Raw genomic sequence first — 23383 nt, 5'->3', positions numbered from 1 at the left:
CGCTGCATTGCAGCAAACGCATCCCGGGCATGACCAATCGCCCACTACTAAGCGAGTGAAAAATGACAGATATTAGGACGCAAGGGAGGACCAACGTCTCGCAAGCTTACGAGGGTCCCAATGGCACACACAGAAAATCAACAGCATTCCGGTTTTTCCGTATTCGGTCTGTTCTCGGCGATTGGTTCGTCGATCTATTCAGCTCTTGCTCGATTGGCAGAGGCACGATCGCGCACCGATCAAATCCAGTTCCTGCAATCGCTGAGCGACGAAGAACTGCGCAAACGCGGCCTGTCACGCGACCGGATCGTACAACACGTTTTCGCGGGTTCTATCTGGTAATAGCTACCCGTTCCACAGAGGGGGCGCTGGCATGACCATCCTCCTTTGTACAGCACGGCGGTATTCTGATCATCTACACGGCGAGCCTGCAGATGCCCTGTCGCTGACCTATGAAGACCGTTTTTTGCGGCGCAAGGTTCTGACCTGCGAAAGTGGCGAACAGATTCTCATCGACCTGGCACAAACGACTTCGTTGAAACACGGCGGCGCGTTGGTTCTGGACGATGGTCGCGAAGTGGAAATACAGGCTGCGCCCGAAGCGTTGCTGGAGGTAAAAGCCCCGGATCTGACGCGCATCGCGTGGCATATCGGCAATCGCCACACGCCTTGCCAGATCGAAAAGGCTCGCCTGTTGATCCAGGTCGATCACGTAATCCGAGATATGCTTCTTAAAATCGGGGCTACCGTGCGAGAAGTGCACGAGCCGTTCACCCCCGAAGGCGGCGCCTATGGCCACGGCAGGACCCATGGCCACACCCACTGACGCCGACATCCTGACGCTGACACAATGGTTGTCCCCTGCCTATCCTGTGGGGGGGTTTGCCTACTCTCACGGAATTGAATCCGCGATTGACCGGGGAACCGTCGCGAATTCTCAAGATACCGAAGCCTGGATTTCAAATGTGCTAGAATATGGCTCTGGTTGGAATGATGCTCTGTTCGTTGTGGCGGCCTTCAATGCGCTGGACAAAGATGAACTGACCAACGTCGATGTCACGGCGCGGGCCTTTTGCGCGACATCCGAAAGGCTCATGGAAACCGAATTGCTGGGACAGGCCTTCGGAAATGTCACCAAAGGTGTCTGGGAATTGGACCTTGGGCACTTCACCTACCCCGTCTCGATTGGACGGGCTGCAAGACTACAAAACCTTCCCTTGCTGCTGACGACCAAGATGTTTCTGCAAGCATTCGCAAGCAACCTTGTCGCCTGTGCCACGCGCCTTGTGCCACTTGGACAGACCGATGCTCAGAGGTTGATCCGCCAACTGACACCGCTGTGTGCCCAGATTGCTGAAAACGCAAAAAAGGCGAGTCTGGACGAGTTAAGCTCTACTGCGTTCTTGGGGGACATTGCGGCCATGAAACACGAAACACAATATTCGAGGATTTTCCGCACATGACCAGTATAAACGGCCCTCTTCGCGTAGGTATTGGAGGCCCGGTAGGAGCCGGAAAAACTACTTTAACCGCCGCCTTATCTGAAGCGCTGCGCGATGTTTGTTCGGTGGGTGTTATTACCAACGACATATATACGCAGGAAGATGCCGAAGCGCTGATGCGCATGCAGGTCCTGCCGCGGGACAGGATCATCGGCGTCGAAACTGGCGGTTGCCCGCATACAGCAATTCGCGAAGACGCCTCGATCAATTTGGCCGCAGTCGCCGAGATGCAGACACGTCATCCGGATCTCGACATTGTTTTGATTGAAAGTGGAGGCGACAATCTATCAGCCACATTCAGCCCGGAACTGGCGGATCTGACCATCTACGTGATCGATGTCGCCGCAGGCGAGGAAATCCCCAGGAAAGGCGGGCCGGCGATTACGAAATCGGACATCCTTGTAATCAACAAGACTGACCTTGCGCCGCATGTTGGCGCTTCGCTGGAAGTTATGGAACGTGATGCGCAAAGAATGCGTAAAGGACGGCCCTTCTTGTTCTCGTCACTTCGTCACAGAAGCGGGGTCGACACAATTGTGGATCTGCTTGTGAAAGGGGGAGGTTTAGAGCTTTCGAAAGCGAGTTAGTCCCCGAGACGAAGAGGCCAAGCTATCGATGCTCAAAGCCGACTGGAGAAACCGAAAGCAAGATTATCATTTTCGCATTTGTCTGGATGTTACATTTTGTTTTTGTTTGCAGGCTAACTGCAAACAAAATTCACCACGGAATTTTGACAAAAATTGTTGAGCAAAACCTTTTCCTTGACCCGCTTGTTGCGTATCCCAGCTTTCAGCAACCAGCGCATCGAATGACAAGTTTTCGCAACCATTGGGTGACTTGCCGCGCTGTAACAATCCGCGAACATCGCTGAAGCGGCGTTATGTGAAGCGATCTCTGGTTGAGTAGTGGCCATTCAGTGGAACAAGTACAAAAGGCTGCCTCGCGGGACAGTGCAGTCGTTGGCAAAACCGCTTTGAATGACAGCATTTGCGTCGCATTGCTTGAACCGCGAGGGCGTTAATTCCCTCAATTGGTCAAGACACTATACACAATGAGGGGTTTGTTCCTGTCCACTTCCCGGAAACGGAGCAAACAACGATTTGGTACGATCATTTGTTGTTCCATGTTTTCTAATAAATTTTCGATAAAAACGGTATCATGCTATCAAATAGTTTTGGTCCAAGATTGTGGTCCGCTCAAAACGTATCAAAAACGAATTCTTGCCTCTCCGATTGTTTGAACGAGAGGCAATAAATGAGTTTCATAGTTCCGCCATTTCTCCTTGGAAGATTTGTATAGCGGTTGACGAACTTGCTGGACGCTGGCGGTGCGAACGCGACGTTCTCCTTTATGAAACTCAAGACAGCGATCATCCCACTCAAGACCGCAGAACTCGACCATGCGACGTGCCTCAGTCTCGATGTCTTCGATTAGGCCCTCGTAGTGAACGGTATGAAAACTGCCATAAGGCAGTAGATCTTTCCAGTGCTGCATGACGCGCACATAAGCGTTGAAGTAGCGGCCCAGCTCAACTTGATCATAGCTGTGGTACTGGCTGCGTTGAAACACACGCGTGAAACAAGATAGGCATGTATCCAGTGGATTGCGCGCGACATGCACGATCCGTGCATTGGGCATAATCGCATGAATCAGGCCTACCATTAGAAAGTTAGCCGGCATCTTGTCTACGATATGCGCTGTACCTGGGGCATGCGCATCAAGCTGCTGGATGTATTGCTGAGCACGCATCGAAAGATCTTGTTCCGGTAGTTTTGCGATCAGACTACCCGTCTTTTTGTCTCCACCGCGCAGTTGATCGGCAAAAAGCTTATGCATGTAGCTGAGCTCTCCGGCTCCAAACACGTCTGGATGGCTGGCGAGGATCGATTCCGTCAGGGTAGTTCCAGACCGCGGCATACCAACGACAAAGATTGGTTGGCTGCTGTCTACGGCACTGTGCCGAAGCCTTTCGATCAGATCCGGCGTGAAGACCGATATCAGATCGTTAGCCGTTTCTTCGATTTGGTCGGCATCGAAATCAACTATGCTGCGCTTTAATGCGGCTCCTTTCGCAAAATGCGCAAAGGCATCGTCATATAGCTTAAGGTCCTCATAACATTTTCCCAATGCGTAATGATACGACACTGCTTGTTCAGGAAGCATTTTATCAGCATCAGGCAGCGCAGACAAAAGGGCTTGAAAAGCCGAATTGTCTTCGGTGACTTTGTCCAACTTTACTAACGCGATTTGCGCATTCAGGCGCGCATTATCCTGTTCGGCAGCTTTGTTGAACCACATTCGCGCGGCGTCAAAACTGCCCCGTTCCATCTCCAGATAGCCCAATGCAATCATTGCGGCTGAGAAGTCGGGCTTTAATTCAAGAGTTTTCTCGTAATTGGCAAAGCCTGCATCCAGATCACCCAGATGCGATTTGCACACAGCGATGTAATGATAGGCGGGCGCGTGGGTGGGATCTATGCGTTGTGCTTTTTCGGCCTCTAACAGCGCAAGTTCGTGCAGGTTCTTTTCGGTCAGAACCTGTGCGAGCCCGACATAGGATTCAGGCTTTTTTTCATCAAGAGAGATGGCATTACGGAACCGGCGCTCGGCATTATCCCATTCGCATATCAAGGAATGAAGCCGCCCCCGGTTGCGATGCAACTCTGCTGAGGTATACCCTTTTGCAAGGTAGTCGTCCGCCAGCACCGTGGCGTCGTCGACGGCTTCGGTTTCGATCAACACCGAAATGAGGTTATTCACACTTTCCAGATAATCCGGTCGCAGCTCCAGCACTTTCCGATAGAATGCGATCGCGGCTGCGCTGTCCTCGTTGTCTCGCGCAATAGATCCCAGGTTATTACTTGCTGCAACCAAATCCGGCTTAAGCGCTAACGCTCTTTTCTGGCAGGCTTCGGCCTCGGGCAGATCGCCCAAGTCATAGTAGGCCAACCCAAGATTTGAATGCGCGCTTGCGGACCCGGGCTCAATTTGGACCGCGCGTTTGCCGATGCGGATTGCGTCTTCTGGCTTGCCGTTTGCCCGCAAAACTTCGGTAAAATTCGAAAGGAACCCAACGTTGTTAGGTTGCAATCTACAGGCTTCGCGCATGGCATTTTCGGCAGGCACGGTCTGACCGGTTTGAAACGCGATGACGCCAAGCAATTGATGTGCGGGCGCATAGTCAGGCGCAGCTTTGAGAACTTGGTTTAGAACACTGACAGCCTGCTGCAGCGCACCGCTTTCAAAGGCTTGAACCCCACGATTATAGGCTTCGTTGATGGACAACGCCTGAGTTTTAGACATTCAATTACCTCTGGGCGAGTTGCGCAGGACGACCTATCCTTGAAGGCCATGAAATTGCCATACTGTGTTGCAGTTTTCCTACGGATTTCCAACAGCATCATTTTAGCGAATGCAATGCATAATTGACAGATTGCACATTCATTAACTGTTTTTTAACATCTCATAAGCGAGGCACTGCGCGAGTGCGCGCAGGGCTTCGAAAAAAAAGACAAAAAACTCGAACGGGATAGTACATGTCAAAAATTCGAACGGGGGCGGATGCCCTCAAGCTCCGTGGGGGGCGCCTTTTCAAGTGGAAAGGCCAAATCGTCAGTGCGGCTCCTGCTGCGATGTTGGCGCAGGTCTCAATCATCGCGTTGGCTGCAGGTGTGGCGCAGGCTGATACGATCTCAACCGTTGTGACCACGCCTCAGGTTTTTACCACGGATGCAAACCATGAGATAACCGCTACGGGCGCCATCGAGATCACGTCTTCGATTGCAGCTGCGCTTACGATCCTTCCGGACTATTCAAGCACCTTCACCAATAATGGGTCGATTTCGGTTGTAGCGACCGCAACCGACACGGCGACAGGGCTTCTATTGGATGGCAACCTGCTCGAAGGCGGCGCGCTTATCAATAATGGCACGATCTCACTGGATATCACAGGGTCTGATCCCGAGGATATCTACGCGATACAAATCAACGGTGACGTTGCTGGTTCGATCGTGAACAACGGCACGATCGACGTGGATGTGCTGTCGACGGATGGTGATGCCGAAGCCTGGGGCATTTATGTCGACGGAGACCTCACCGAGACCGGAGAAATCTTGAACACAGGCACGATCAAAGTCGACGCGTTGATCACATCCGGTAGCACCGCGTCAATCTATGGCATCGCAGTGGATGGTGACGTTGCCGGTTCGATCAGGAACACAGGTACAATCGACGTACGTGCAAGATCTTTCGCAGACGATTATGCCTATGCTTGGGGCATCTATGTCGAAGATGACCTGCTGGAAACCGGTGAAATCCTGAACTCGGGCACAATTAAGTCGGTCGCCATCACCACGAGCGACAGTACTGCATCCGCCTTTGGTATTTTCGTTGATGGCGACGCAGCGGGGGTTATTAGCAACACAGGCACGCTGGATATCTTTGCGTCTGCGCCGTCGACATACGAGGCTATCGCCTACGGCATTTCGGTTGATAGTGATCTGTCAGGGCGGCTCGAAAATAGCGGTACGATCAAAGTAACTGCACTTGGCGTTGAATCTGATGCGTCAGCATATGGTATCCACGTCGATGATCACACGCTGGCTGGCGCGACAATCATCAACAGCGGAACGATCACCGCTTTTGCAAGTGCGGATACCGATGATGAAGCCTATGCAGGGGGGTTCTACCTTGAAGACCTCGTCGCTGGCACCGTCATCAACTCCGGAACGATCACCGGCACGGCTCAATCGCTCAACACGGGCTCCGAAGCGACAGCGTCAGGTATCTATATCGGCGATGACGTCTCGGGCACAGTCACCAATTCGGGAACCATGACGCTGCGAGCCGAAGCTGCCGAGGATTCTGCGACAGCGGCTGGCGTGTATCTTACAGACAATCTGAGTGGTACAATCACGAACTCGGGTGTGATCACAGCCACAGCAATCTCGCGTGATACCGAAGCCGAAGCCTACGGCATCTATGTTGACGAAATTGCCACCGGGGACATCACGAACTCTGGCAGCATCACTGTTGCAGCCGAAGGTGGGATGACGACCGGGGACCAATCGACTGGGATTGGAGTTTATGCCAGCGACATGCAGGGATCGTTCACGAACACAGGTGAAATTACGGCAAGTGCCACCGGTGTCTCGGGAACACGTGCTGCCGGTATTCAGTTCGACAATTTCGACGGTACGATCGATAGCCTGGGAACCATTCGGGTATCTGGCAATGATGAAGTCTATGCCGTCTATCTCGGTTCTGGTTCGGGTACGCTGAACGCTGATACCGGGGATGATGTGCAGGGCCTCATCAGGGTCAACGCGCACAACGTGAACCTCGACGCCCAAGGTGGCAGCGCCATCTTCCGCTTTGAAGATGCTGCACCTGGCGCGGGTGTTTTCACGACTACGGTGTCGAATGAAGGGTCGGGTTGGTTTGTCGAAGACGAAGGCGGAGCGGCTCCTGTCTACGCGAGTGTCGACACCAATGACATCGCACTCTCAGGTGATGTCGTTGCCGCCTTCGGTAGCGCGGTGGGTAGCAGCGGTAACGCGCTAAGCTATGCCAGTTCGCCAGAAGTTGCGCAGGGCGCAACTTTTGCTGGGTTCCGGCCATTTGCTCTGATCAGCGCCGAGTATCGAGAGTTCGAATCCGATTCCAGTCCGGATACGGATGTGTCGATATTCAACGGAAGTGCCGGCTTTACAGGGCGTATGGACAACGGCCTTGCATTGGCTGTCGGCATGGGTGTGTTCTCGGCCGATGGAGATACTGATACCACAGACTTCGACACGACCGGCTTTTATTTTGACGCTGCTTTGGGCCGACAGGCGGGTGCCTACACGTTTGAAGCAGGGCTAGGGTATGGCTGGTTGTCGACGGATCGCAGCCGACAGATCGGCGGCAGCGACGATGCTAATGCGGACTATGACAGCAGGCTGTTTACCGCCCATGTCGCGGTCGAGCGTGATTTCGACATCAGCGGCGATTTCGGGCTGCTTGGCTTTGCGAATGCCCGTTACACCAACCAGCAGGACGACGGCTATACCGAAACCGGTTCAAGCGCGAACGCAACAGTTGGGGACGTGACGACTGAGGTCATCAAAGCGCAGTTGGGTGTTGAGGCCGAGAAGCAGTTTGCCAATGGCGGACTTCTGAGCGCGCAGCTAAGCGGTGTGCTTCGACGCGATCTTGGCAACTCCGAAACGGATGTAACGGTGTTCTCTTCAACCCAGTCGCTGGTTTTTGCGTCTACCGACTTCACAGGTGCGCGCATCGCAGTTGGGTATGAGAAGGATCTTGCTCAGGATATGCGTTTGGAATTGAACGCCGAGCAGGAGATCGGCAACGACGCACAGGGTCCATTTCTGCGCGCAGGCCTTCGTTGGTCTTTCTAACGACAAAACATTCTGCGGCATCCCAAGTGGTGCCGCAGAGCACTAACCCAGCTGGACGTCGCCCTGCTAGTACGCTGCCATTCGTTGGTATTGCAGCATCAAACAAAATGGGATCATCTGGTTTTTTCGCCGCCCAATGCACGAACGCCCGTTGTCGGAAAACGCTGCCATTCGCATCACCTTTTGCGAACAGGAAAGACGCGGACAAACTTGTCGTTGCTCGCTCTTTGACGCTGGGCCGCTTTTTGAAAGCGGCCTTTCAATACACTGAATTTAGTACCAGATTTAGCTGTTTGTATTCTAAAATGCCGAGCCTGATATTCGCTTAGAAATACTGATAAGATGACGTGTTTTAACCTTAGGTTGTATGTTCCAACATTTTAAGAGGAACATTCAATGACTTACCCCAACGCCTCAAAAGAACGTGGCGAACGTATTAGATATGCAATCAAGATAGCAGGGAAACCAAAACTGCTTTCACTTGCCGCAGAACTCAGTGTTTCACCGGCAGCACTTTCAAAGTGGAGATACGGGCATAGTTTTTCGCTCGAAAACATCTGCCGATTTGCCACCAGGCTCGATGTGTCCTTAGACTGGTTGCTTCTCGGGCTTGGCGAGCCGAAAAATCATCACGGCTTCGATCTTTCTCGAACAGAGCAGGAGCTTGTACTGCTACTCCGAATCCGCCCGAAACGATTCTCAAAGCTCCTGCTTAACCTAGTGCATGAGATACCTGAAACGTCGCAGGCGCCCGATCGGTAACCCATAGTGTAAGAAATTAGAACTGCCTGACCGGTAGCTGCATTTTCGCTCGACAAGCAAGAGGAGGCGAAGTGCCAAAGACCCTGATAAGCTGGAAAATTTGGCACTTCGCATTTTGGTTTTGTTTCAGATTACAACCCCGTTTCCCAACCTGCATTTTTACCAACAGAAAAAATTCCGGTCGATTTTACCATCAAGAAACACCCTTAAGTCGCAAACTTACATCTAAGTTTCTACGCTTGATTGTGCAGCGGTCGGCGAATTTGTCCCCCCATATCTATCGCGCCGGTCGCTGAGCAACCAATGCACATTGTGTGCACACATAGAGACTTCGGAGATTGAAATGACTACATATACTTTGGATATCAACATCGATTCACAAGGCCTGAAGCAAATCCAGGGCGAAACGATCAGCATTGCCAAGACGGTGACGACATCCTTGGTTGCAGGCAATCTGGCCACGGCCTGGATTTCATTCGAGCCAGCGCAGCATATTTCTGTCACGTGGGAAGAAGATTATTACATCTATGCTTCCACAAATATGGCCCAAGGTGGGGCAACTATCGGTTTATCGTCCAATACCGATGCGCCTGTGCAGTCGGGGTTGCTCTACACTTATGACTCGTCAGCCACTTTTTCATCCTCCGGTCAGGATACCGGTGGTGCCTTTGAAACCAAGAATGAGCAGCAATCGCCCAACGCTTGGACTATGGGGCTGGCACAGAAGGCCACAGTGAATGGCGGTGCCGTATCGATGGCCGCGCTGAATGCTGTGAAGGTGCCTTACAATCAGACTGCAAGCTTCACGCCGATCGAAAATGTTTCGATCTGGGTGTCATCCATCCAGAACAACGGTGTCGTGTTGTCACAAATCGCAGGCGACGCACTGCCCGTTCAACTTAGCAGTCAGAACTCCACGGCCAATATCGGCTACAACGACTCGAACAATACGTTCACCTTCGTGAGCTACGGCTGACATCGCGGATCGCGCGTCTTCGGAGAATACCCTCCGAAGACGTATCCGAGACCTTCAATCCAGCAGTCCGGCCATGTACCAGCTCGATATCAAAATCAGTACGTCCGATGTGTCAGCATTGACTTTAGCTGGCCAGAATGTGGCGATTGTCCAGGAAGTGTCGTCCGCTGCGTTCAGCGGCAACATTGCGGCCAATGTGGTACCCAGCGAGGTGCCCGAAGTTGTCTGGGTCACCGTTGCTCCGGCCGAAAACACAACACTGACCTGGGATTCGGGCGTTGTGATCTACCAATCCGATCAAGCGACCTGCGGCACCGCTATCGTAAGGTCAAATTCGGTGTCAAATGTGAGTACGGGTGCGGTGTATCCCTATTCCGACAGTGGCTTCGGACCGGTTCAAACACCCGGCGGGACTAACTCGACAACATACTATGTGTCGAACAATAGTTCACATTCGAGCCTGTCTTTTGGATTGGCTCGCGACTGCTCCCTGAACGGGAGCCCCATCAGCGGCGGCCCATTTGCAAACTCCAACCGTACAGTTCTAAACGGCGAGTACGGTAGCTTTCAGATTCAGGATCAAATCCACCTGTTCGCCGGATCGATTTCGGGGTTCGGCATCTTACAGAACACCGCGCTCATTAATTTTAGCACAACGCAGATTTCGGACGGGTGGCACGTCACCGCAACTTATTCGAGTGGGAAGTTCATCTTCAGCTGACTTCCCGAATTTCCCCCCAAACCGATAGGAGAAACACATGAAACATTCGGTTCAAGTCTTAACTCTTTGCCTGCTTGGCGCGGGCACAGCATCGCCTGGTTTCGCCAGTTGCAATGACGCGGATCTGTGCTCCGCAGCAGAGTGCAGGCATCGGCAAGCACATGTGCACCCGACATGCGATCAAAGACGGTCCTGTACAAATGTACTGCCGTCTGATCGTGCGACGCTTCAACTCTATAAGGCCCGCAATGAGGACTGCGCTGCTGCACGCGAATATGTTGCGGAGTGCTTTAGCGTGACCGACGCAGGCCATCAGGAAGCCATAGATTCCGCCCTGCGAGCCGCGAACATTTGCACGACCAAACTGGGTGATGACTGACATGGTCTTGCAAAACCCATCAGAGTATCGCAACAAATACTCCAATTTGTTTGGAAAGCTTTGATCGTGCAAACTAATCTACGCTGCGTATTGACGTAGAGGGTCAAGCCGGCTGATCCATCTAAACGATACGCTGATAGGGTGCCAAACACGCGGAGCAAAGCTTTATGAATTCTAAAAAATCCAGCTCTTGCCATAGCGCCACATTTTTTGATCTCCTCTCTCAGGACCCGACCCGCGAAGTCGCTCTGCCTGAAGAAACGCTTTTGTCCGATGTCTCCCACGTATTGACACGTCCCGCAGAGCTTGTGGCTTTTTGCGATTCTCACCCTGCGCGTCTTGGCTGGGCCGTTTGGCGGCTTTGTGATAGCTCGAGTTCACACTGCCTGTATCTGCTGACCGACCCGAACATTTCGTTGGAGATCCGCCGCCATCTGACGATTCATCTAAAGACGCTCTTCTTGGAGATTTTTAACCGTCATTGTGAACCGAAGACGCTTGAGTCTTTGATGGCACCTGGGCATCTGAACATGGCATGTTCCCTCTTTTGGGATATTTCACCTTTGGGTTCCGCAAAGGCCGCGGAAGCGGGCATTGCGCGGAATTGTACAGATGTAATGAAGTTTCAGCTCTCTCTCTCCAATCCCGCCTGCCGTGAAAGCGCGTTACTGGGGGTTGAGCAATGGATCGATGCTGAACCGCAACTAATGGCAGAGGTTTTGGATGGATTTGACGTTGAAAGCGAGCCTGTGGCTTCGCTTAAGACCCTAGCCGTGAATTTGATCTGGATTTTGGAATCTAAATTGAACGTTTGATCAGCTTCCTGTTCCTTGATCATCTGAATGATCTGTTCGTCGATGAATCTCGTCTTCATTTGTCCGTCCTTCAGTTGGCCAGACTCTACACAAAACTGGAGGAGATTCAGGGGCTCAGGTCCGTTTGTGGGAGCCGTAAATCTTGTGGTGCAGGAGAAATTGATGCATCCTGACTCTATGGGTCGAAACACTGGGCAGTGTATCACCTCTGTTTTGAAGGCTGAATGCAGAAAGCCTAGAGGTTCCGCTTCAACCTTGTTTGGTCTCCCCTATCCTTATAGTTAGCCCCCTCAATGCAACGACTGGATCAAAAATGCCTTCATACAAACGTCTCAGCCTAACTTTTTTCGCAGCCTTGTTTTGTGCCAGCGTGATGCTGTTCGAGGATATCGGCGAAGCAATGGGTGTTGCCTGGATTGAGGAATGGGACGACATTCATGTTTGGGAAGTATTGATCATGTTTTCCTTGTTTGGGGCAATTGCCGTGCTGGGGCTAGAGGTTCTGAAGCTGCGGCGGTATCAGAACAATCTTGAAGACAAGATCGCACGCGCATCAAGCGCCTTCGAGGAACTGTTGAACGCATATTTTGACGACTGGGCCTTTACAAGCGCCGAACGTGACGTGGCCCGGCTGCTCATCAAAGGTTGTTCAACAGCGGAAATGGCTGAAATCAGGAATGCCAAAGAAGGTACAATCAAGGCACAGACGAGTTCGATCTACAAAAAATCTGGCTACGCTAACAAAGCTCAGTTTTTGAGCGCGCTTCTCGAAGACCTCACGGACGCCGATTCATCTCACTCCACCAGGGCGGCGTGATCAGAATTAGAGGAATGCAGGTCCATATAGCCTCGCCCAGGTTCTTGTCTGAGACTTTAAGTGAGGTGGCTCATAAACTTCTGGCAGACAGCGCATAAACTAAAGGTTTATGCGGCCCATATGGCCGTATTCCCGCCCCTTTTGCCGCTATAACCCGGTTCGAACCTGTGTCACGTTGTGGCGCGGATCAGACCACGTGGGCAGAGCTGCAACGATGAACCCACGGGTTTCAGGACTGAAATCCTAAGCAAATGAGGCGGGAAAAGTGACAGTACAGCAGGATCGCGCAGCGGTGCGCGGGGGGCGTGTGACCAAATGGAAGGGTAAAGTCGCGAGCATCGCTCCCGCGTTGTTTATGGGATCGGTGTCGACGCTGGCGCTCTCGGCATCCGTGGTGCAATCAGATACCATAAATGTGCCGCAGAGCACCCCGTTTGTAAGCTCTTTGGATGAGGACCATACCGTGACGGCAACGGGTGCTATCCTTGTCGATCCGCTTTCAGGGCCGGGGCTGATGCAGATCAACGTTGGGGACTATTCAAGCACCCTGAGCAACGAAGGCACGTTGGTATCTACATCGGGCCTGGTGCGTGACCGGGCAGGAATCCTGATGGGCGGGGATGTCTCGGGTTCGGTTACGAACTCCAATATCATCAGGCTGGGTGAATCCGCTGGCGACAGCGCTGATCTGAGGGGGATTAGCGTGGTGGGCGATGTTGCCGGTACTGTCAGCAATATGGGAACGATTCAGATCGCGAACTCTGCGCTGACATTCGGAACGGCTGCTGGTATCTCGGCAAACTCGGTCTCGGGCACTGTCAGCAACAGCGGCACGATTGACGTGAATGTCGACGTAAGTACGCGGGCTCTGGCCAATGGAATCGAGATCAGTACGGTCGACGGCACGATACGCAATTCGGGTCTGATAACGGTGCGGGTGCAAACGCAGGGATCGATTGCGTCTGCTGATGGCATTCAATTATCTGATCTGAACGGCACCCTTGAAAACACTGGGCGTATTGTTGTGGACGCTGTCAGCGATGCGAACGCAACTGTTGACGGGATCAGCGTGAGCAATCTGAACGGTACGCTGATCAACTCTGCCGCCATCGCTGTGACAGGTGTTTCAGCGGGGAGCGTCAACGGGGACGTGATAGAGGCGCTTGATATCCAAGGGCGTTTCGAGAACCACGGTGATCTGACGATTTCGTTGGCAGGCGGCAGCAGTACAGGGGCCTCTTTTGACATTATCGAGGCGCTGACTATCGGTGGTAGCTTTCTGAACACGGGTACACTGTTGGGCGTCGCACGGGCGGGTAGCGCACAAATTGATGGAATCGACGCAGGACGTGTGTCCGCAGGCGGCAGCTTTAGCAACACGGGCAACATCACAGTCCAGGCTATGGGCACAAGCGCCAACGCTTCTGCTGACGTGCTAGATTTTGCCAACATTGACGGAACAGTTCAGAACAGCGGCACCCTTACAGCAAACGTAACTGCTACGTCTGCGGCTTCGGTTCGTGGTATTCGAACACGGGATATTGATGGATCATTTAGCAACAGTGGCAACATCACGGTTGCTGCCAGCTCTACGGGCTCTGTTGCCTCGGCCTTGGGGATTGAGACAGCTGATATAAACGGCGCTTTCGCAAATAGCGGCAACATCTTTGCGCAGGCCGATGGGACAACCGCCTTCGCCGCTGGAATATCCGGCGGTCAGGTTGATGTCGCCGGTACTGTCACCAACAGCGGTAGCCTGACAGTGAATGCTTTTGGTAGCAGCTCAGCCCTTGCCGCAGGTATTCGGCTTTCAAATATTGGCGGTTCGCTCAGCAATTCTGGGGTGGTTACAGCCACCGCCAATTCGGACAGGTTCTATGCATCAGCGTTGGGCCTCAGTCTCTCGGGCATTGATGGGACCTTCGAAAACACAGGCACGATTGGGGCCACCGCTATATCGCATGGTACCAGTGCATCCGCTACCGGAGTTACAATGCCTTCGATCAACCTGGGCGCAACAGTTCTCAATTCTGGAACAATTGCCGCCTCGGCTTCCGCGAACAGCTCGGCTGACGCTCACGGAGTCTCTGCCGTTTTCTTACGCGGTACACTGCAAAATGCGGGTACAATTTCGGTCAAAGCTGAAAGTTCCGGAACCAACGCCAGTGCCGAGGGGATCACGTCGCTCTTTGTTTTTGGAGAACTAAGTAATACTGGTACGATCACGGTTGCGGCGCGTACATCCGGCAGCTCGGCTGATGCCATTGGCATTTCACCTGCGAATGTGCTGGCAGGCGGGCTGGTTTCCAACAGCGGCGTGATTCGGGCCTCTGCCACAGCCAGCGCATCTTCCAGCGCCACAGCCTTGGCTGTGGGTCTGTTGACGGATAGCGTTTCCGGAGAAGTATCTAACTCAGGCACAATCGACGTAGTCGCCCGGATCAGTGGTAATGCGACCGGGACCGCGCAGGCCTACGGTATTCAAGCTGGGTCTCTGGCCGGAACACTCGATCATACCGGAACGATCAACGTGCAGGCAGAGGCCGCAAACGCGGAGGCTTATGGTATTTATGTCGACAATCTGACGGGTACGCTGGATGTCACGGGCGATATCTCAGTATCCGGTTCTGGCAGAAACTATGGTATCTATCTGGATAGCGGCTCAGGTACGTTGAACGTTGAAACCACCGCTACAATTGACCAGACCATTCGAGTTGCGGCCCACAATGTGAACCTCACACATGTCGGGCAGGATGCCGTCTATCGTTTTCAGGACGATGACACGGCCAATGGGACGTTTCAGACCATTGTAACGCGCCCGTCTCAGGGCTGGTTCATCGATGGTCAAGGTGGAAGCGCTCCGGTCTATGCGAGTTTTGACGCCGAAAACATCCAGCCGAACATTCAGCAAAGCTTCGATATTGCACGGCTGTCCTATACGCTTGCAGATCAGATTGGCACCGCACCGTCTTTCGGCGACAATGTTAGACTCAGCACACGCGGTAGCGGTCCGATTGAGGGTTTCCGCCCCTTTGTGTTGGTCAACGGCAGCCGCAGCGACGCGGATGCAGATGGTGACACACCAGATCTTTCCTCTAACATGTGGAACGTCACTGCGGGGCTGACCCGCGATTTGGGGGCTGGATTGCGATATGGGTTCAGCGCCAGCTATCTAAAAAATGACGGCAACTTTGGCGCTAATGATTTCGACACCTCTGGGGGTTATGTCAGCGCAATTGTGGCGCAGAATTTCGGCTTTGCCGACCTTAGCTTTGGGTTGGGATATGGCAACCTCGACACAAAGCAAACCAGACAGGTCGCGGGTTCTAATGATGCCGACGCCAGCTATTCCAGCGATATCATAACCGCTTTGATCGCTGCAGAACGGGAGTTTGCCCTGAGCAACGGAATGGAAATTACTCCTCGCGCAAGCTTTCTTTATGGTCAGCAGAAACTTGATGGCTATACGGAAACGGGCTCGGCATCCAATGCTACAGTGGGTGGTCAAGACATAACGTTCAACGAAATTCGTATCGGCGGTCTTCTGTCGACCTCAGTTGCTGGCGGAACGCTGTCGGCGTCGCTTACTGCGGTTCGTCAGGACGCGGATGCACCAACATCTATCGATGTTGCCATCTTCGGGAATACGCTCACTCTGGCTTCGACCGGTAGCGGTGTTGATACTTTTGGCGAACTTGGTATCGGTTATGAAAAGGCGTTCGATCATGGCGGTAACTTCTTGCTGGAGGCCCGTTCAACCATTGCCGCAGATGTTTCTACCCAAGCGATTTGGGCCTCGTATGAATGGCGGTTCTGAGGCGGGCTGAGTTTGCGCCCCCCAAGAATTCTGGGTAACACTGCCCAGAGTTCTTCGGTATTCGTATCTCGAAGTATGCTGGTCCCTGCACGGGGCCAGCAAATTAGTTTCAGGTTCCTAAATCGGAGATTGGAAGTCTCAGGATGTCTCAGGGCAAGGAAATGTCGGTTCAGGACGCCTTTCGGCATGGTATGGCACTTTATCAGGATGGTCAGCTGAAGCTGGCTGTTCAGCTCTTCTCTGAAATCGTTCGGGCGGTTCCGCAACACGCAACAGCCCACCAGATGCTGGGTTTGATCGCCTTTCAGACAGGCCAGATTGAGCCTGCCGTCAAAGCGATGACCGAGGCGGTCCAACTGCAGCCCAACAATGTAAACTTTCTGACCAATTTCACCGAAATCCTTCGTTCTGCGGGTCGTCTGAACGAAGCGTCAGAAATCGGTAGGCGCGCCGTCAGTTTGGCACCGGGAAATGCTGCAGCGCACTCTAATCTGGGCCTTGTCTATTATGATCAGGAGAAACTGGTAGAAGCAGAGGCCTCTCAGGAACGAGCGCTAGCGCTGGACCCAGAACTTGATCGGGCCATAAACAATCTCGGAAGTATCGCGCGTGACAACGGGAAGCGAGACAAAGCGGTGGAGTATTATCGCAAGGCCCTTAGGATTAATCCGGGCTCGTCTGAATCCGCCAACAACCTGGTTTCGGTTTTGATAGAGGCAGAGAATGTCGTCGAGGCGCGTCGCGCGGCGGAAGAACAGCTCGCACGGTTCCCTCATGATGCAGAACTACATCGCAATTCTGGACGGGTTTTCTTGCTGGAAAACAACCTGGACAAGGCGGAAAATTCCTTCCGGACTGCGATCTCGCTGCAAGACGACAAAGCTGACAGCTATGTCGGGTTGTCGCAGGTTCTCTTTGAAAAAAACCACCCTAAGCTTGCGTTAATTGAGGCAGAGCATGCCTTGCGACTAGATCCGGAAAGTGCGGCGGCGTGTCATCAGATCGGTTTGTCCAAGGCGCATCTTGGCGATACCGAGGTCGCAATTGGCTTTCATGAGAAAGCACTGGGCCTGAAACCGAGTCTGTCATCCAGCCGCATGGCGCTTGGGTATTTGGAAATCGAACGTGGTAACTTCGAAGACGCGCGCGCGCATTTTGAACTGGCCGCAGAAACGACTGACGACCAGCTGAGCGCCACAATTGCACTGGCAAAACTAGAGAAAGTGACTCCGGACAGCGCCGTTTTCTTGACACTGGAGGACGCACTGCCAAACGCTTCATCAATGCTTCCGCAGAAGGCTGCAGCCTATCACTACGCCTTGGGCGAGTGCTACGAAAGACTGAAGCGTCATGATGATGCTTTTGAGCAGTTCAAACGCGGTGCTGATATCAAGCGGTCACTTACGGACTATGACCCAGCAGAAACCGACAGCCTGACAGATGAACTGATTGCAACTTTCGATCACTCCATGATCGAGCGGTTGCAAGAGTATGCTATTTCAAGCGACCGACCGATCTTTGTGCTGGGGATGCCACGCTCGGGCACAACGCTGACCGAGTCCATCCTGAACGCGCATCCAAAAATATTTGGAGCAGGCGAGTTGAATGATCTGCAAAACATATTTGGTAGGCTTGGTGATGCAGGCAGCAACGTGCCAACAGCGGTTAAGTCCGCAAGCGGTGATAAGTTGAGGCAAAGGGCACACGACTACGTCGATGCCTTAACCCGGCACGCGCCCGACATGCCGCATATCGTAGATAAGATGCCCGCTAACTTTCAACTTACCGGGTTGATCCACGCATTGATGCCGAACGCCAAAGTCATTCACGTCGTACGGAACCCGTTCGATACCTGTTTGTCCTGCTATACAAGGCTTTTCGAACGTAGTCAGCTTCACAGCTATGACCTTGTTGAGCTTGGTCGCTACTACAATAACTACATGCGCATCATGGATCACTGGCTTCGCGTCCTACCTAAGGATGCGTTTTACACTATCGAGTACGAGGCGTTGATTGACGATATCAATACTGAGGCGCGCCGATTGATCGATTACTGCGGTTTGGCTTGGGACGACGCATGTCTTGAGTTCTACAAAAGTAATCGTCGTGTACGCACCGCGAGCGTTCAACAGGTGCGACAGCCGTTGTACTCATCATCCAAAGAGAAGTGGCGGAAGTATGAGACGCAGCTTCGCCCGTTGGTGGACACGATCAATGGCGCTTAGCGATAGGGGTACTAACTTCATCAGTACCTTCAGTTTGACGTGAGTTCCCCGAAAACTGCGATCTGCACATATTGTAGCATCGGTTTTCTTCGGGCTCGTCACGGCCCAAAGCGGTAGGGTCAGGATTCATAACCAGTAAGGGCCGCCCCCATCAAGCAGGTCGTGGATGTAGCCTAAACCGTTCTGTCAAATCTCTGGAGCGTCCTCGGGTGCAGCGTTCGAGGCCACTCTGACAGATTGCCGCAACTGGTATTGATCCCGCAGATGAACTGCGGTCTGGTCGATGCTAGGATAGACGGTCGTGGCATTGATATTAATCCGGTCGAGTTGAGCTAGTATGTGCTCTTTTGCACGAACCGTGACTCGACTGATTTCGATCCCGTCCTGGCCCGCATCGGGTAGTGTCGCCTCTTGCCCGAACAACAAAAAGGCGCCGGATTGCGATTTGATGCGCGTATTGGTTTGCTTGGCTTTCACGCAAATGATGGACCCAAGATCGTCTGGGACGATCCGGCCCTCAAAGAAGCCTTTCTCTGACTTGATGTGGTGAAGCAGCTTTCCGACTGCGTCGGTCTCATTGAAAGTTTCCAATTCGAGGCTGAGATTAATGTCGTTCTTCTGCGCGTAGGTAAGGTTAGAGAGGTTCGACAGGCAACTAACAGTATCGGAGTCGTAGTATTTCACGCCACTCGATCCGACATGAAAGACGATTACCTCACCGTCTGTCTTAGGCTTGCTGGAGCAGGCGAAAAACAATGCCACCAGCGGATTACCGGAGATGTCAAGCAGCCGCGTCGGCAAACCGTAGTGCTGCATTCGCACAAGGCGGTCGAAGCAATACTGGTCGCCCTGGAACTCATCATGATGCGCGATTAATAGCTCTTTGCACAGGCGATCCTCGCTTGGCATGAATTGCCAGTCGCCGTTATCCCATTTGCGCAGAAGCGAAGGTGTAAGTTCATAAGTGGCGTCGCTGTGGCCACGGAAGAAAGTCTCTGTCGACGGTTTTACCGGCGAAGCGTAGAGCAATTGAAGGAACGTCTCTACGCTCTCCGCTACGCCAAGGATCTTCTTGTCGCGCGGTGGGGGCAGAATTGCTGCCCCGACTACAGCGGTCGCCTCGAGGTTCGCGATTAGATCAGCAAGATCGGGTTTGCAATTGGCCAATCTGGACAGCACTTCTTGCGCGTCGCCTTCCCGGACTGCCCAGTGTGTGCGGTAAAGTTGGAATTTATCTGCGCCGAAAATCGATCCGGCTGTCTCCATGTCATCGAAGGTAACTTCGCCAAAGTCGATCTGCGTCTCGAAGGTCACGGAGACCTCCTTGCGCCCACTTGTGATGTTGGAGATTCGGCCATACTTGATAAGCATAGAGACTGCGTTTCCGGCAGGCTTTATCTCGCTACAGAGAAATGTTGGCAGTGTTTCGAGAAAAGCGGTGGCATCGACATCGAGGTTTTCAAGCCGCTTCTCCGTGTCAGAAGGCGTGTATTCGAACATACGACCTCGGAGCATTGTGACGACATCGACGTTCCCTTCGACTTTTTCCCAATTGCCGAATGAGATGTAGTTGAAGCTTTCCGCCATTCGTCCAATTCCTTGCGCCTGCCAAGTCGTTTAACGCGACGCCAAACCGGACGGTATTTCCATCGACATCACACCTGTGGCTCACGTTACCGCTATCTTGGGATGAAAGAAATGTCGCTCATCCGCATAGACACGCCAAATCTCTGCCCTGGCCATCGATGAGAAGTACTTGCTGCGCAATCAGTAACCTTAGGATCGCGATTAAGGGGGGGGCGTGGTGATCGATCGCGCACTTTGCCAGAAAACATCGATTGAGCCACAAAGCGGAAGGAACACGCGAATTAAAGGAAGAACTATGGAGAATTTTCCAGTTAGGATTTGGTGGAGCCTAGGGGAAACGCCGCCGAACGCCTAATGTACTGTTAGTAAACATTATTGTAGTGTGTTGGTTTGCAGTGTGTCTCACCCTAGTGTCACACCAATGCTTAGGCAACTCCTATTGATCACGTTCGCTCAGGCAGAATGGCATAGTGCAAAGTAGTTTCCTCCGCGAAGTCTCTAGTGATCTGGCCTGCGAGGTCTGTACCCCGGTATTGTGTGCACTGTCGTCGTCCATGCATGCGAAATGCACATAGGTTGTGTGCAGCCCCTATTGCTTGCAGGTGTTTGGTGTTTTGCCGTCCTGAATGGCTGTCACTTTTCACTGGATAAAGTCTCTCCGTCATCCCAGTATCAACCATAACGTGCAGTGCGTCTGCGGGCTTCTCTGCATGTGTTTTGAACTAAACCATTTACAAGGTCCGATCCTGTGGAAGTATTGATACTGCTTGTCGGTGCGGGGGTAGTTGTGTGGTTCGTTGTGCGTAGCAAACACCAGCCCTACAGAAGCACTAAGCCTACCTACCAGCCAACGTCGGACTTAAAGCCAAAACAACACGCTTCCCGCCCCCAAGTGGTTCAGCAGCCCCCGCGCTTCGATGCTGGCAGTGCCGTACCAGAACCCACGCAAAAGGTGTTGGAAGGCTCAGCCTATGTTGTGGACGGCGACACGATAAAAATACAGAAAACACAAGTGCGCTTGTTTGGGGTAGATGCGCCTGAGATCAACCACCCTTACGGCAAGAAGGCCAAGTGGGCTTTGGTATCCCTCTGTGCGGGACAAAAGGTGAGGGCGGAGGTAACTGCTGAGGATACCCACGGTCGTACGGTGGCAAAGTGCTATCTTGAGGATGGGCGCGACCTGTCTGCAGAAATGGTCAAGCTTGGGATGGCGATAGACTGGCCCAAGTTCTCAGATGGTAAGTACAGCGCGCTTGAACTTCCTGATGCAAGAAAGAAGTTGTGGTTAGCTGATGCTCGGCAAAAGGGACGAATGAAGGTTCGGGAGCAATTTGAAGCAAAGCAAGCCGCGCGCAATCAAAACAAGTAGAGAGCCTCGACTGTGCCAATAGTATATGTACTGACTAACCCAGCTTTGGACGGTTACGTGAAGATCGGAAGGACTATCGACCTCACACAGAGGCTTAGGCAATTGGATAATACCAGCGTCCCTCTACCGTTTCGTTGCGTGTATGCGGTGGACGTTCCGAATGAAGCCGAAGCAGAAAGATTGCTCCACCAAGCCTTCGCAGATCACCGTACTCGTCCAAACCGGGAGTTCTTTAAAATCGACCCACAACGTGTGATCGCCGCCATGAAATTGACGGGCGGCAAAGACGTCACACCGAAGGACGATATCGCAGAGGACGACATAGGCATCGAGGCTCTTTCGAAAGCGGTGTCAAAGAAGCGTAACTATGTGTTCGACAATGCAGGTGTGAAAGTCGGTGATGTGCTCACATACTCGGGCGACGACAGCATCACTGCTGAAGTCGTGACACCGAAGAAGATACTGTTCGAAGGGGAACCGATGAGTGTCAGCAAAGCTGCACTGATCCTGCTGCACCGTGACGGCTACTCATGGAAGTCCGTCAATGGTTGGCAGTACTGGGGACTTGACGGTCAAACACTGTCAGAGCGGCTCAATACGCATCAAGCAGGTGACAATGACGAGGGGGATGAGTGAAGTACTGACCGCCGAGGGCAATAGAGTCTTGAAGACCGTTGTCACAAATGCAGGGAAACTGTGCGACAGGGTTTAGAGTAGGCAGACCGGAAGACATTGAAATCAGATAGATAAGCTGCTTGCTTGTTTAGTGTATATACCAAGTATATCCAATTGATGTGTAGCCTCAGTTAACTATGCAGGTGATTTGCACTAGGGAGCTATATATGGATATTGATTGGATATGCTATGTATATACACATGATATAATATATAAGGTATGCACCTAGGTATTCATACTATTAGTATATATCAGGTATATACATCTAGCTATAGAGCCTTGGTTTATAATACAGGGTATACTAGTCGGTATTCATACTATGTGTATGTTAAAGGTATATATCTATTAGTATATTTAAGGTATCAACCAGACTATGAGCCTTGGTGTTTAGTATCGGTATATACAACCGGTATACATACTATGAATATCAACTATGATGATAATCTATGTATATACATCAGGTATACATATGCAGTGTGATTACATACTGGTATACAATCTAGTTATTAACCGTGCAGCGGCAGACAGATGACGGATTTGGATCATCTGGCCGATTTGGTTTTATTCAATTGAGGGAGGGGTAAGCCAATATCAGCAAATATGCACATGAATTGCAAAGAAGATAGATCATCCGACAAAATCGCACATCTGTGCAGATTCAGAAAAGGCAATACTTTGCCCCTCCCGGCAACCGGATCAATCCTACTCAAGGGCAGAAGCTGTCAACTTTGGCGTGTTTTGAGTATCCGGTACACAGATGCTCGGCTAATACCTAGGTTTTGGGCGATCTTGGTAGCGCCAACGCCTTCACCCGCCAACGCCAATACCTCGTCTGACTTTTCCAATGCAGTTGGCTTGCGCCCTTTGTATTTCCCGGCAGCTTTAGCCTTGGCGATGCCTTCTCGCTGCCGCTCAAGCATGATCTCACGTTCAAATTCAGCGACGCTGCCCAGCAGGTTCAGCATCAGCTTGCCTTGGGCTGTGGAAGTGTCGAGACTAAGCCCCAAGATGGTCAAGTGCGCCCCAACGGCGTCAAGCTGGCTACGGATTTCCATCAGGTGGGCCATAGAGCGCGCCAGACGGTCTAGTTTGGTGACTACTAGGTGATCACCCTCTCGGATGAAGTTGAGCGCCTCTATGAGCTTCTCACGCGCTCTCACATCCACAGAGGATACCTGTTCGGTGAATACCTTCTCGCATCCGGTCTTTTCAAGTTCCCGTAGTTGAGCATCTAGCCCAGCCGTTTGATCCAAAGTGGAAGTCCTAGCATAGCCAACAAGCATGATCTGTTCCGTCTCTCAAAGTCATAGATATTGAGATACATACTGTCTCAAAA

The 23383-nt window shown here is 52.3% G+C and carries 17 protein-coding genes; 14 read left to right on the top strand and 3 right to left on the bottom strand.

Annotated elements, in window-relative coordinates:
- Positions 1-120 precede the first annotated feature (120 nt).
- Genes AC2FFE_RS14185 through ureG form a run of 4 tightly spaced genes read left to right on the top strand, consistent with a single transcriptional unit; the run spans position 121 to position 2089 of the window.
- A complete protein-coding gene (locus AC2FFE_RS14185; protein ID WP_170519457.1) occupies positions 121-342 on the top strand; it encodes a DUF1127 domain-containing protein in 222 nt (73 codons plus the stop codon).
- Positions 343-373: 31 nt separating this feature from the next.
- Positions 374-826 carry an urease accessory protein UreE gene (locus AC2FFE_RS14180; RefSeq protein ID WP_496819787.1) on the top strand — a complete coding sequence of 151 codons (453 nt, stop codon included), beginning with the start codon at positions 374-376 and terminating at the stop codon, positions 824-826.
- Positions 810-1463 (top strand): urease accessory protein UreF, encoded by a 654-nt coding sequence (locus tag AC2FFE_RS14175; RefSeq protein WP_496819788.1) that lies wholly within the window; start codon positions 810-812, stop codon positions 1461-1463. The genes AC2FFE_RS14180 and AC2FFE_RS14175 overlap by 17 nt, the downstream gene beginning before the upstream one ends.
- Positions 1460-2089: an urease accessory protein UreG gene (ureG, locus tag AC2FFE_RS14170; protein ID WP_496819789.1), complete on the top strand. Its 630-nt coding sequence runs from the start codon at positions 1460-1462 to the stop codon at positions 2087-2089. Before AC2FFE_RS14175 ends, ureG begins: the two co-directional genes overlap by 4 nt.
- A gap of 619 nt (positions 2090-2708) precedes the next feature.
- Here the strand turns inward: ureG and AC2FFE_RS14165 are convergent.
- The gene (locus AC2FFE_RS14165; protein ID WP_496846949.1) at positions 2709-4805 is read right to left on the bottom strand and encodes a tetratricopeptide repeat-containing sulfotransferase family protein; all 2097 of its coding nucleotides are present in this window, start codon (positions 4803-4805) and stop codon (positions 2709-2711) included.
- Between the two features lie 233 nt (positions 4806-5038).
- Here AC2FFE_RS14165 and AC2FFE_RS14160 point away from each other — a divergent pair, with 233 nt between their 5' ends.
- The 8 genes from AC2FFE_RS14160 (at position 5039) to AC2FFE_RS14125 (ending at position 18415) form a co-directional block, all read left to right on the top strand.
- Positions 5039-7903, top strand: coding sequence for an autotransporter outer membrane beta-barrel domain-containing protein (locus tag AC2FFE_RS14160; protein ID WP_496846948.1), 2865 nt, complete (start codon positions 5039-5041; stop codon positions 7901-7903).
- 396 nt (positions 7904-8299) lie between these two features.
- Positions 8300-8665 (top strand): helix-turn-helix domain-containing protein, encoded by a 366-nt coding sequence (locus AC2FFE_RS14155; protein ID WP_496819792.1) that lies wholly within the window; start codon positions 8300-8302, stop codon positions 8663-8665.
- A 343-nt stretch (positions 8666-9008) separates the two neighbouring features.
- Entirely contained in the window at positions 9009-9641 is a 633-nt protein-coding gene (locus AC2FFE_RS14150; RefSeq protein WP_496846947.1) for a hypothetical protein, read from the top strand.
- A 73-nt stretch (positions 9642-9714) separates the two neighbouring features.
- Positions 9715-10362 carry a hypothetical protein gene (locus AC2FFE_RS14145; protein WP_496846946.1) on the top strand — a complete coding sequence of 216 codons (648 nt, stop codon included), beginning with the start codon at positions 9715-9717 and terminating at the stop codon, positions 10360-10362.
- A 546-nt stretch (positions 10363-10908) separates the two neighbouring features.
- Positions 10909-11556, top strand: coding sequence for a hypothetical protein (locus AC2FFE_RS14140; RefSeq protein WP_496846944.1), 648 nt, complete (start codon positions 10909-10911; stop codon positions 11554-11556).
- Positions 11557-11929: 373 nt separating this feature from the next.
- The gene (locus tag AC2FFE_RS14135) at positions 11930-12373 is read left to right on the top strand and encodes a helix-turn-helix transcriptional regulator (RefSeq protein ID WP_496846943.1); all 444 of its coding nucleotides are present in this window, start codon (positions 11930-11932) and stop codon (positions 12371-12373) included.
- A 265-nt stretch (positions 12374-12638) separates the two neighbouring features.
- Entirely contained in the window at positions 12639-16190 is a 3552-nt protein-coding gene (locus AC2FFE_RS14130; protein ID WP_496846942.1) for a beta strand repeat-containing protein, read from the top strand.
- Positions 16191-16333: 143 nt separating this feature from the next.
- Positions 16334-18415 (top strand): tetratricopeptide repeat-containing sulfotransferase family protein, encoded by a 2082-nt coding sequence (locus AC2FFE_RS14125; RefSeq protein ID WP_496846941.1) that lies wholly within the window; start codon positions 16334-16336, stop codon positions 18413-18415.
- A 186-nt stretch (positions 18416-18601) separates the two neighbouring features.
- Here the strand turns inward: AC2FFE_RS14125 and AC2FFE_RS14120 are convergent, their stop codons facing one another.
- Positions 18602-20002, bottom strand: a complete 1401-nt coding sequence (locus AC2FFE_RS14120; protein WP_496846940.1) for an FRG domain-containing protein — start codon at positions 20000-20002, stop codon at positions 18602-18604.
- A 748-nt stretch (positions 20003-20750) separates the two neighbouring features.
- On the opposite strand from AC2FFE_RS14120, the gene AC2FFE_RS14115 reads away from it, so the two are divergent.
- Together AC2FFE_RS14115 and AC2FFE_RS14110 are read left to right on the top strand one after the other, a co-directional pair.
- Positions 20751-21371, top strand: coding sequence for a thermonuclease family protein (locus tag AC2FFE_RS14115; RefSeq protein WP_496846939.1), 621 nt, complete (start codon positions 20751-20753; stop codon positions 21369-21371).
- Positions 21372-21383: 12 nt separating this feature from the next.
- Positions 21384-22007, top strand: coding sequence for a GIY-YIG nuclease family protein (locus AC2FFE_RS14110; RefSeq protein WP_496846938.1), 624 nt, complete (start codon positions 21384-21386; stop codon positions 22005-22007).
- A gap of 762 nt (positions 22008-22769) precedes the next feature.
- Here the strand turns inward: AC2FFE_RS14110 and AC2FFE_RS14105 are convergent.
- Complete coding sequence (locus AC2FFE_RS14105; protein WP_496846937.1) at positions 22770-23330, bottom strand: recombinase family protein; 561 nt, start codon at positions 23328-23330, stop codon at positions 22770-22772.
- Positions 23331-23383 lie beyond the last annotated feature (53 nt).

Source organism: Ruegeria sp. YTSA168 (genome assembly GCF_059610045.1).
The sequence above is the reverse complement of the archived record's forward strand: the minus strand, read 5'-3'. Positions and strand labels throughout refer to the sequence as shown.